This is a genomic window from Corallococcus sp. CA053C, from assembly GCF_003611675.1.
GTDB lineage: Bacteria > Myxococcota > Myxococcia > Myxococcales > Myxococcaceae > Corallococcus.
The window spans coordinates 1-11,625 of the sequence record NZ_RAWA01000320.1 but is presented as its reverse complement, the minus strand read 5'-3'; the positions used below and the strand labels follow the sequence as shown (position 1 = coordinate 11,625).

Annotated in this window: 7 protein-coding genes and 1 pseudogene; 4 read left to right on the top strand and 4 right to left on the bottom strand. The window is 71.0% G+C overall.

What is annotated here, in order from left to right; translation table 11 throughout:
• A partial coding sequence (locus D7V97_RS46550) for a hypothetical protein (protein WP_255424856.1) occupies positions 1–1,350 on the top strand: 1,350 nt, incomplete at its 5' end.
• A gap of 44 nt (positions 1,351–1,394) precedes the next feature.
• On the opposite strand, the gene D7V97_RS31600 is transcribed toward D7V97_RS46550, so the two are convergent.
• Positions 1,395–2,537, bottom strand: a complete 1,143-nt coding sequence (locus tag D7V97_RS31600; protein ID WP_120614347.1) for a hypothetical protein — start codon at positions 2,535–2,537, stop codon at positions 1,395–1,397.
• 178 nt (positions 2,538–2,715) lie between these two features.
• Between D7V97_RS31600 and D7V97_RS31595 the strand changes: the two genes are divergently transcribed.
• Together D7V97_RS31595 and fliB are read left to right on the top strand one after the other, a co-directional pair.
• Positions 2,716–6,504: a TIGR02266 family protein gene (locus tag D7V97_RS31595; RefSeq protein WP_120614346.1), complete on the top strand. Its 3,789-nt coding sequence runs from the start codon at positions 2,716–2,718 to the stop codon at positions 6,502–6,504.
• Between the two features lie 10 nt (positions 6,505–6,514).
• Positions 6,515–7,828: a flagellin lysine-N-methylase gene (gene fliB / locus D7V97_RS31590; RefSeq protein WP_120614345.1), complete on the top strand. Its 1,314-nt coding sequence runs from the start codon at positions 6,515–6,517 to the stop codon at positions 7,826–7,828.
• 6 nt (positions 7,829–7,834) lie between these two features.
• On the opposite strand, the pseudogene D7V97_RS31585 reads toward fliB, so the two are convergent.
• A pseudogene (locus tag D7V97_RS31585) lies at positions 7,835–8,398 on the bottom strand (DsbA family protein); the annotation flags it as partial.
• A gap of 190 nt (positions 8,399–8,588) precedes the next feature.
• Between D7V97_RS31585 and D7V97_RS31580 the strand changes: the two are divergent.
• A complete protein-coding gene (locus D7V97_RS31580) occupies positions 8,589–10,619 on the top strand; it encodes a S9 family peptidase (protein ID WP_120614343.1) in 2,031 nt (676 codons plus the stop codon).
• Between the two features lie 9 nt (positions 10,620–10,628).
• Here the strand turns inward: D7V97_RS31580 and D7V97_RS31575 are convergent, their stop codons facing one another.
• Positions 10,629–10,904: a hypothetical protein gene (locus D7V97_RS31575; protein WP_120614342.1), complete on the bottom strand. Its 276-nt coding sequence runs from the start codon at positions 10,902–10,904 to the stop codon at positions 10,629–10,631.
• A 91-nt stretch (positions 10,905–10,995) separates the two neighbouring features.
• Positions 10,996–11,625 (bottom strand): DUF4142 domain-containing protein (locus tag D7V97_RS31570; protein WP_147445047.1); only part of this gene is annotated, 630 nt, incomplete at its 5' end.

The window sequence follows — 11,625 nt, the reverse complement described above, 5'->3', positions numbered from 1 at the left end:
CTGCTGGGGCTGGGTGGAACGGCCTGCGGTGGTGCCTCGGCCGCGGAAGCCGAAGCTGGGGACGCTCGCGCGGAAGCCCAGGGCCCCGTCCCGACGCCGGCCCCCGAAGCGGCTGCTCCCTCGCCCGGTACCCAGGCGCCGACGACGGGCGCCCCCACTTCGGAGGCTCCGGCTTCCAACGCCCCCAAGGCTCCGGTCGTGAGCCCCTGGACGCACACGCTGGGCGGCCCGCAGGACGACACGGGCGCCGGGCTGGCGGTGGGGCGGGGTGGCGACGTGCTGTGGGTGACGTCGGGCACGCCTCGCTCGGATGAGGACCGGGAGCAGGTGGACGGTGAGCGGCGCGTGCTGACGCTGTCGCGCTACGCGGCGGGCGGCAAGCGGGCATGGGCGAAGGAGTTCGAGCGCAACCGCCTGACGGACCTGCGCGTGGCGGGCTCCACAGGCACGGACGGCGCGGTGTTCCTGTCCGGCAACGCGCCCCTGTACCCGGCGGACTTCGGGCTGGGCGAGGCGCAGGACGGCTTCCTGGTGAAGTTCTCCGCGGCCGGCGCGCCCGAGTGGCAGCGCCGCGTGGGGCAGAAGGTCTACGCGGTGGCGGCGGACGCGGCGGGCGGCGTGGTGGCGCTGGGCGAGGAGTGGACGACGGAGGCCCATACGCCGCAGCTGGTGCGCTACGCGGCGGACGGCGCGGTGCGCTGGACGCAGACGTTCGAGGGCGCGGCGGAGGGCACGTCGCTCGCGGCGGTGGCGCTGTCGGCGACGGGCACGTCGGTGGTCGCGGGGCGGCTGGTGGGCCCGGTGACGGTGGACGGGCGCACGTTCGACGCGGAAGGGACGGGCGGCTTCGTGGTGCTCGCGTTCGACGCGGACGGCGCGCTGACGTGGGGCCAGGAGGTGCCGGGGGTGAGTGGCCGTGTGGTTTCGGTGTCGGTGGGCGCGAACGGCACGGTGGCGGTGGCGGGTGAAGCGGTGGGCCTGGTGGTGTGGGGCGAGACGACCCTGGATGAAGGCGGGCCGTTCGTGCTCACCGCGAGCGCGGAGGGGCAGGCGCAGTGGGCGAAGCAGCCCACGTGCGGTGCGACGTCGGTGGGCACGGTGGCCGCGGTGGAGTCGACGGGCCCGGTGGCGGTGGCGTGCGGCAACACGCTGACGCGCTACGCGGCGGACGGTGCGCTGCTGGGGGCGCGGACGCTGGCGCCGGGGACGTGCACCAGTGGGACGTGCTCGCTGGCGACGACGACGCTGGTGGCGACGCCGGACCAGGGGCTGGTGGTGTCGGGCTGGCAGCGCGATGGCGCGGGGGCCACCTGGAACCAGGATGCGTTCCTGCGGCTCGTGACGCCGTGATTCAGAAGGGGGCTCGGGGCCGCGCTACCACGCGACCTGCGGTGTCAGACCGTGGCCATGCCCAGCTTGAGGTCCTGGTTCAAGCTCGCATCCTTGCGCACGCGCCAGATGTACTGATCCAGGAAGTAGTGGTGCAGCGCGAAGCCCCAGATGAACCCTTCCATCAGGTCGCGCAGCGTGAGCCCCGCGCCGCCCAGCGCCACCTTCGTGTCGAACGCGCCGCAGCCCGGATGTAGCCCCATCCCGCAGCCAAACGCGCGGTACGTCAGCGTGAACACCAGCCCGCAGAGCGCGTAGATGATGAACCGCTGGCTTACCTTCGGCGCCCACCCGAACGCCGCCGGGTCCACTCCCTCCGCGTGGTAGCGGTTGCGGTGAAAGAACCAGACGATGCCGTGGTACTGCACGTTGTGGAACGCCGTCACCGCCACGGTGAACATCAGGAAGTCCATCCGCCGTGACACCGACGGCCAGAACACCAGCGACGTCAGCCCCAGCGCCGCGCCCAGCATCAACAGCTTCGGCCCGTTCACCCCGCGCCCCGCGCGCCACCGCCACACCTGCCGCGCCGCGAGCACCCCCACCACCGCGAGCACCAGCGCGAAGCACGCGTTCGCCACCGTCGCCTCCCACGTCGGCTCGTCCAGCAGGCCCAACCGGCGGCGCGCTCCCGGATGCGTCAGCGCGAACGCCACGAACGGCGCGAGCAGCCCCACGTACAACGTCAGGCTGTCCAACCGCCGGTCCCACGCGTCCTTCTCGCCGGCCTTGCGCTGGTAGAGCACCATGATGCCGTAGTGCTGCCGCACCACGTGCCAGTACGCCCAGAGCGCCGCCAGCGTCACGAACACGACGAACGGCCAGCGCTGCCCCGCGAGCACCGACACCCCGAACACCGCCGGCCCCGCCACGAACCAGCCCAGGCTGCCCCACAACAGCCGGGCCCGTGTCCTGCGCTCGCGGGAGTCCAGGTACGTGCGCGACACCGTCGCGAACAGGTGCGGCCCGTCCAGCAGCAGCACCCACGCCCACCACAGCGGCGGCCCGCTCACGCCCCCCAGCACGTGCAACGCCATCAGCGCCAGGCTCGCGCCCAGCCCTCCCACCGTGGAGAGCAGGTCGTGCCTTCGGTCCACCAGCCACCGGGCGTGCAGGGGAACCGGGGTGAACCGGGGAACCGCGTCCATCAAGGCACTCCCGTCCGGCGGACCCGGACTTCCCTGCTCAGGAAATGAAGTCCCAGGATAGCCGGGACATACAGGTAAGTTGTAGGCGCACCTGGGGTCCCGAAGGGATACCGGACGGCCGGACAAGGGACCAGAACCCCCTTGAGGGAAAGGCCTCGGGCAGGGACAGTGCCGACCCATGGATCAAGGTCGGCGTACCACGGACCGCAAGTCGGTCGGTCTGCTGGTGAAGCTCAAGCATGAGTCCGTGGGGAGCTTCACGGAGGAGTTCGCCACCAACCTCAGTCCGGGGGGCATGTTCATCCGCTCGCGCACGCCGCAGCCGGTGGGTACGCCCGTGCGGTTCGAGGTGCAGATCGCCAACGGTGTGCGCGTGCTCCAGGGCAGCGCCACGGTGCGCTGGGTGCGCGAAGTGAACGACCCCGCCGGTCCGCCGGGCATGGGGTTGCAGTTCCAGGAGCTGGACACGGCGAGCCGCGCGCTCGTGGAGCTGATGCTCCAGCGCAAGCCGGCGGCTGGGGCCCCGGTGACTCCCGTGGGTGCGGTGTCGGCGCTGCCGTCCATCGCCCCGGTGGTCGCGCCCCTGGCTGCCGCGCCGCCGCGTCCTGTCTCGCCGCCGCGTCCCGTGGCGCCTCCCGCCGCAGCGTCGCGTGCCCCGGCACAGGCGTCCGGTGGGGTCGCGCTCGATTCGCTGTTCGATGACCTGGATGCTCCCGCGAGCGCCGCGCCCGCGGAGGACGAGCCGTTCTCGTTCGGGCCTCCCGACGAGCCGCTCTCGCTGGCGCCTCCCGAGGACGACCTCGGCCTGTCGTTGGCGGACTCCGACAACGACGTGGACATCCCGCTGGACGAGCTCATCGCGGGCACGCCGCCGCCCACGGTGCCGGGAGTGTTGGAGGAGGGTGACGAGCCCCTGCCCGGGCTCGACTTCGAGTTCGAGGTTCCCATCGTGGATGCGCCCATCGCGATGGGCGAGCCGCTCGATGAAGCGCCCATCGAGGTGGGGTTCTCGGTGGAGGAGGACGAACCGGTTTCGGACTCCGGCGACGCTGGTGGGTTCGAGCTGGATATGTCCGACGCCTTCGAGCCCGCGCCGCCGCCTCCGCGCGTCGCACCGGCGTCTCCCGCGCAGTCCTTCGCACCGCCGCCTCCGCCTCCGATGCAGACCTCCGGAGGCAGCGCCGAGTTCGACTTCGACCTGTCCATGGACGACGGCCCGCTGGAGCTGGCGCGCGAGCCCGCGTCCTCGCCGGGACGTCACCGGCCCCTGCCGCTGTCGCGTGAGCCCACGTCGTCCGTCGGTCGTCCTGGTGCGCCGGGCCTGTCGCGTGAGCCCACGTCGTCGACGGGTCGTGCCGGAGCGCCGGGACTGTCACGTGAGCCCGTGTCGTCGACGGGTCGCTCCGCGCCGGGGTTGTCGCGCGAGCCCGGATCCGCGGCGGGACGTCCCGGAGCACCCGGGCTGTCGAATGAGCCTGTGTCGTCCGTGGGCCGTCCTGGAGCGCCGGGGCTGTCGCGTGAGCCCACGTCGTCCGTCGGTCGCCCGGGAGCACCTGGGTTGTCGCAAGAGCCCGGCTCCGCCGCCGGCCGTGCAGGAGCACCCGGGCTGTCGCGTGAGCCCGCATCTTCCGTCGGTCGCCCCGGAGCGCCGGGCCTGTCGCGTGAGCCCGGGTCGGCAGCGGGCCGTCCCGGAGCGCCAGGGTTGTCGCAAGAGCCAGGCTCCGCGGCCGGTCGCACTGGAGCGCCGGGCCTGTCGCGTGAGCCCGCATCTTCCGTCGGTCGTCCCGGAGCGCCGGGGTTGTCGCAAGAGCCCGGCTCCGCCGCCGGCCGTGCAGTAGCGCCCGGCCTCTCGCGTGAGCCTGCGTCGTCCGTCGGTCGTCCCGGAGCGCCAGGACTGTCCCAGGAGCCCGGCTCCGCGGCCGGTCGCACTGGAGCGCCGGGCCTGTCGCGTGAGCCCGTGTCCACGACGGGCCGCTCCATCGTGCCGCCCGTGCAGCCCATGTCTCCGCCGCCGGCACCTCGGCCTTCCGGTGGCAGCGCGGAGTTCGACTTCGACCTGTCCATGGACGAAGGGCCGCTGGAGTTGATGCGCGAGCCCACGTCCTCACCGGGCCGTGCCCCCGCGCGGCCCGCCGCTCCGCCGCCCCCGCCGAACCCGATCCTTCCTCCGTCGGTGCGTCAAGCCCCGGCAGCCCCTGTCGCTCCGAGCGCCCCCGCGATGCTGGCGCCCGCCGCCGCGCCCGCGGTCGCTGCGCCGCCGCCCGCGCTGGACGCCAACGGCCAGGTGCGCCCCATCTACCTCACGCCGCCGCAGACGCTCTCCGGCACCGGGCCCGTCATCGGCATCGACCTGGGCACCACCAACTCCTGCGTGGCGCTCTTGTCCAACGGTCGGCCCATCGTGTTGCGCTCGCGCGAGGGCTACAACACCATCCCCTCCGTCATCTCGCTCAACGCGCAGAACAAGCTGCTCGTCAGCCACCGCGCGAAGAACCAGTTGGTCCTGCGCCCCACGCACACCATCTACGGCGCCAAGCGCCTCGTGGGCCGTCCCTACGACAGCGCCGTGGTGAAGCAGGTCCGCGAGCGCTTCCACTACGAGATCACCCCCGACGCCGCCGGCCGCGCCGCCGTGCGCCTGGGCAACGACGTGCTGTCGCTGGAAGAGGTGCAGGGCATCATCCTTCGCGAGTGCAAGGAGATGGCCGAAACCCACCTCAACCAGAAGGTGGAGCGCGCCGTGGTGACGGTGCCGGCCTACTACTCCGAGCCCCAGCGTGAAGCGGTCCGGAAGGCCGGCACCATGGCGGGCCTCAAGGTGGAGCGCATCCTCAACGAGCCCACGTCCGCGGCGCTCGCGTACGGCCTCAACCGCGAGCTCAACAAGAAGGTGCTCGTCTACGACCTGGGCGGTGGCACCTTCGACGCGACCATCCTGCGCATCGAGAAGAACGTCTTCGAGGTGCTGGGCACCGGCGGCGACATCTTCCTGGGCGGCATCGACTTCGACAACCTCATCGTCGACTTCCTCCTGGAGCGCTTCCAGGAGAAGGAAGGCATCGCGTTCAGCGGAGACGGCATCGCCCTCTCGCGCGTGGGCGACGCCGCCGAGCGCGCCAAGATGGCGCTCTCCGAGCGCAGCACCTTCGAGGTCCACATCCCCATGTTGATGATGGACGACGGGGGCCGTCCCCGGGACTTGCGCGTGATGATGTCGCGCCAGGACCTGGAGAAGATCTGCGACCCGCTGCTCAACCGCACCATCGACGTGGTGCGCGACGTGCTCCTGGACTCCAAGCTGCGCGCCGCGGACGTGGACGACATCATCCTCGTGGGTGGCATGAGCCGCATGCCGCTGGTGCGCGAGAAGTTGAAGGGCCTGTTCGGCAAGAACGCGCAGGCGAGCGTCAACGCGGACGAAGCGGTGGCGCTGGGCGCGGCGCTGTACTCGGGTTCGGTGGACAAGGTGAGCAGCGTGGTGCTCATCGACGTGCTGCCCATGACCATCGGCGTGGCCATGCCCGGCGGCGGCTTCAAGCGCGTCATCGAGCGCAACAGCCCGCTGCCCGCGCAGCGCTCGTTCGCCATCAGCACGTCGCAGGACAACGAAGAGCGGATGGAGCTGTCCATCTTCCAGGGCGAGGACAACCACATCTCCGCCAACGAGTACCTGGGCACCGTGCGCGTGGAAGGCCTGCCGAAGGGGCCCAAGGGCTCCGTGCGCGTGGCCGTCACGCTCAAGTTGGACTCGGAATGCGTGCTGCACGTGGAGGCGCGCGAGTACTCGACGCGCAAGGAGGTGAAGGCCACGCTCGCCACGCGCTACTCGCCCGAGGAGCTCCAGAAGCAGCTCCAGGTGAGCAAGGAGGCCGTGAACGCCGCCGAGGAACGCCGGGGCGCCGACCTCAAGGACCGCGCGGGCCGCTTCTGGGGGTTCGTGAAGAAGGCCCTGGGCCGCGGGAAGTAGACTCCCGTCCATGACCGCCTCCGCCCCCCGCTACATGGCGCGCTTCCGTTGCATCGCGGAGGCGTGCGAGGACACCTGCTGCGCGGGGCTCACGGTGCCCATCAGCGAGGCGCGCTGGAGTCTGCTGCGCCAGCGGGTCGCGGGCGGTCCGGACGAGGCGCGCGTCGCCGCCCTCATCACCCCCAACCCGGACGACACCACGGGCTCGCAGGCGGGCCTCCTGGGCAAGCGCGCGGATGGACACTGCGCGTTCCTGGATGAAGCGAAGCTGTGCTCGCTCCAGCGGCGTCACGGCGAAGCGGTGCTGCCGGATGGCTGCTCCGTCTTCCCCCGCGTGCTGACACGCTGGGGCACGCGCGTGGAGATGGCCGGGTCGCTCGCGTGTCCGGAGACGGCGCGCCTGTGCCTGCTCGCGGACGATGCGCTGGTGCTCGGACCCGTGGACGAAGCGCAGGCCCTGCGTCCCCAACTGGCGCGGCAGGTGGCCTCCGGCGACGACGCGTGGACGGCCCACGCGGACACCGTGCGCGAGGCGATGCTGCGGCTGCTCGCGCGGCGCGAGGTGCCCTTCGCCACGCGACTGTATGCGCTGGGCCGGATGGCGCTGGACCTGGGCGACTTCTACTTCCCGGGGACGACGGCGTTCGCGGAGGAGGCGACGGGACTCCAGCCGCGCGCGGAGGACGCGTCGCCGGACGTTGAGTCCGCGCCCACCGCCGACGCACGGCTCGCGCTCATCCTGCGTGATGCCGGATCCATGGACACGCTGGAGTCCCTGCGCGGCCAGCTCGCAGCACTGGAGCTGCCCGGAGGTCCGTGGGCCGGCATCTGCGGCGCCGTGCTCCGCTCACGCGAGGCCCACGTGGGCAGCCCCCGCTTCCTCTCGCTCATGCGCGACGTGCGAGCGGCCTACGGTGGCGCGGACACCACGCCCGACGAGGCGTGGCACCTGCACGTCACCCGTCGCGCGGCCCTGGACTCCCTGCACGGGGAGCGCGTGCAGCAGTACTTCCTGCACCACGCGCTCAACCACGTCCTTCGCCATCCGTTCACCGAGTCCCAGAGCCTCCTGCGCGCGGTGTTCTTCCTCGTGCTGCGCGCGTCCGTGGTGCGCTGGGTGTTGCTCGGGCACCCGGCGGTGGTGGCGCTCCTCGACAGCCCCGGCACACCCGTCGCGACCCTGGACGCCGCCGCCGTGGAGTGCTTCCAGCTCGTCGCGAAGCACGTCGAACAGGCGCCCCAGTTCCTGGAGTTCGCGGAGGGGCTGGCCGGCGAAGGTCCGGAGACCTTCGCGCGGCTGCTCATCCTCGTGAAGGGCCTTTAGCCCCCGTCAGCCCTGGCCCTTCGGCTTCGCGCCCAGCTGCTCCATGGCCCGCTTGAACGCCGGGTACTCCTGCGCGCCCTGGATGGCCACCTTCTCTCCCAGGATGAACGTGGGCACCGCGCGGATGCCCATCTCCTGGGCCTCGCGCACGGACTCCTCCACGACCTGCCGGTAGCGGCCCTCTTCCACCGCGCGTTGCAAGGCGTCCGGATCCAACCCGGCCTCCTCGCCCGCGCCGCGCAGCGTGCTCCACTGCCAGAGGTCCTCGCCGTCGCTCCAGTAGCGCCGCAGGATGGCCGCCTGGAAAGGCTCCAGCTTGCCCTGCGCGCGCGCGTACTCCGCGGCCTCGTGCGCCCGGCGCGTGGACGGGATGATGTCCCGCTGCACCATGGTCAGCCCGGCCGCGGCAGCGCGGAGCTTGAGCGGGTTGTTGGGGTTCTTCATCCCCTGGCGCACGTAGTCGGGCAACGGCAGCCCTTCCGGAGGCGTCTCCGGGCGCAGGAAGTAGGGGTGCCACTCCACCTGGACGTCGTATTCCTTCTTCAGCTTCTCGACCTCACCGAGGCCGACGTAACACCAGGGTCAAACGAAGTCGGACCAGATGTGGACGACGATGGGTGCGTTCATGCCCCCGTCTCTAGCACCGTGCGTCAGGGCCTTCCAGCCCATCGGCCGCGGGGCCACGGGCCGCATCCAGCGGTGGACAGCGCCCCCTCCTGCGGGCACGGTCCGGCTCCCCTTTCTCCAGGAGCAACCCACCGTGTCCCTGTCGCTTCTCGCGGCCCTGGCCCTCGGCGCGGGCCCCGCGCCCGCCCCCCGTCCATTCAACCAGCAGGACCTGGTCACGATGCGCCGGGTCAGCGGCCCGCGCGTGTCGCCCGACGGCCGCCAGGTCGCCTTCGTCCTGCGCTCCACCGACCTGGAGGCGAACCGTGGTCGCACCGACCTGTGGCTCGTCAACCTGGACGGCACGAACCTGCGCCAGCTCACCGCGCACGCGGACAACGACGCGGAGCCCGTGTGGGCCCCGGACGGCAAGAGCCTCTTCTTCCTGTCCTCGCGCGGCGGCTCCTCGCAGGTGTGGCGCCTGCCCGTGGACGGCGGTGAGCCCCAGCCCGTCACGCAGCTGCCGCTCGACGTGGGCAGCTTCGCGCTGTCCCGCGACGGCCAGCAGCTCGCCGTGTCCATGGAGGTGTTCCCCGACTGCGGCTCGCTCACCTGCAACACCCAGCGCACCGCGGACGCGCAGAAGAAGAAGAACACCGGCCGCGCGTATGATCAGCTCTTCTTCCGCCACTGGGACAGCTGGAAGGACGGCACGCGTTCGCACCTGTTCGTCGTCCCCGTGACCGGCGGCACGCCCGTGGACGTGATGAAGGGCATGGACGCGGACGCGCCCAGCAAGCCCTTTGGCGGCGCGGAGGAGTTCACCTTCACGCCGGACGGCAAGGGGCTGGTGTTCTCCGCGCGCGACGCGGGCCGCGCCGAGGCGTGGTCCACCGACCTGGACCTGTTCCTGTCGCCCATCGACGGCAAGACGAAGCCGCGCAAGCTCACCGAGAAGAACCGCGCCACCGACACGAGCCCCGTGTTCAGCCCGGACGGCAAGACGCTCGCGTACGCGGCCATGTCGCGCCCTGGCTACGAGGCGGACCGCTTCCGCGTCATCCTCCGCGCGTGGCCGGGCGGCCAGGAGCGCGTGCTCGCCGAGGACTGGGACCACTCCGCCGGCTCGCTCGCGTGGAGCCCGGACGGCACTGCCCTCCTCACCACCGCCGGGGACGTGGGCCAGAACCCCGTGTTCGCGCTGGACGTGGCCACCGGCAAGGCGCGCCGCCTCACCCAGGCCGGCAACGCCGAGGGCGCGCAGCCCGCGGCGGACGGGCAGCTTGTCTTTGCGATGGATGATCTGGACTCGCCCGCGGACCTCTGGGCCGCGAAGGCGGACGGCACCGGCGCGCGGCAGCTCACCCAGATGAACAAGGAGGCGCTCGCGGGCCTCAAGTTCGGCGCCTTCGAACAGTTCGAATTCAAGGGCTGGAACAACGAGACCGTGCGCGCCTTCGTCGTGAAGCCCGTGGACTTCGACCCGAAGCGCCAGTACCCGCTCGCCTTCCTCATCCACGGCGGACCGCAGGGCAGCTTCGGCAACCACTTCCACTACCGATGGAACCCGCAGGTGTACGCGGGCCGCGGCTACGTGTCCGTGATGGTCGACTTCCACGGCTCCACCGGCTACGGCCAGGCCTTCACCGACGCCATCCGCGGGGACTGGGGCGGCAAGCCGCTGGTGGACCTGCAGAAGGGCCTGGAGGCCGCGCTCCAGCGCTACCCCTTCATCCACAAGCAGAAGCGGTGCGCGCTGGGCGGCAGCTACGGCGGGTACATGGTCAACTGGATCGCCGGCAACTGGCCGGACGGCTTCCAGTGCCTCGTGAACCACGACGGCAACCTGGACGAGCGCATGGCCTACTTCGACACGGAGGAGATCTGGTTCCCGGAGTGGGACCACGAAGGCACGCCGTGGGAGAACCCGCAGTCCTACGCGAAGCACAATCCGGTGGACCACGTGGCGAAGTGGAAGACGCCCATGCTCGTCATCCACGGTGGCAAGGACTACCGCGTGGTGGACACGCAGGGCATGTCCACCTTCACCGTGCTCCAGCGCCGCGGCATCCCGTCACGCTTCGTCTACTTCCCGGACGAGAACCACTGGGTGCTCAAGCCCCAGAACAGCCTCCAGTGGCACGACGAGGTGCTGGGCTGGCTGGACCGCTGGACGCGCAAGTAGCGAAAGGCTTCAGGGAATGCCGAAGCAGTCGTCGATGCAGAAGGAGAGGACCTCCGCGCAGGTGCGGTCGGCGATGCACTCCGAGCACTCCGAGGTGCGCGCCCGCCGGTCGTCCTGCTCGCTCTCCTTCTCCTCCTCCCAGGCGTTGATCTTGTCGGCGCACTTGCCGGTGTCCAGGTCGGAGTCGAAGCACTCCTTCCGACGGTCACAGATGGCGTCGGCGCTGTTGGAGCAGCCGACGAGCAGGACGGCGAGGCAGGAGGTCAGGGCAATCAGTCGTGACATGGCGCGGCAATATGCATGAAAGCGGCGCCTCCCGGAATGCTCTTCGGGAGGCGCCTGGCTTCAACGTGCTGCACGGTGCACCGCGGTTGAACTACTTCGTCTTCGTCGCACCGCCGGGGGTGCCCGTGGAGCCGGGGTTCATGTTGCCGTGCTCCATCATGCCGTGGTCCATGTCGCCGCCCTGCATGCCGGAGCCGCCCATGCCCATGGCGTCATCCACCTTGCCGAGCGTCTGGTAGGCCATGTCGCGGTGCTTGGGCAGCTCCTGGGTGAGCGTGGTGATCAGGGTGGCCAGCTCGCCCGTGGCGTTCATGCCGTGCTGCGCGGCCATCACCTTGCCGATGGCCATGTCATGCGCGGCCACCTGGCCGGCCATGTAACTGGAGTCGAATGGCGAGCCCTTGAGAACTTCGAGCTTCGCCATTTCGGCCTTGGCCGCCGCCATCGCCTTGCGCTCCATGTCGTCGAGGGGCTTCGGCTCCGCCAGCTTCAGCTTCTTGGTCGTGGCAAGGGTCATGACCTTCTGGTCGGCGTCCGTGTGCATCTTGATCATGCTCTGCGCGTAGCTCTTCACGTCCGGGTTCTGCGAGTTCTTCTCGGCCAGCTGCGCCTGGAGGATCTCCGTCTGGTTGATGTGGTGCAGGCGCTCCAGGAAGGCCTTCTCGTCCGTGGGGACCATGAAGCCCTTGAACTCGGCCATGCCCTTCATGGGGGCGGGGGC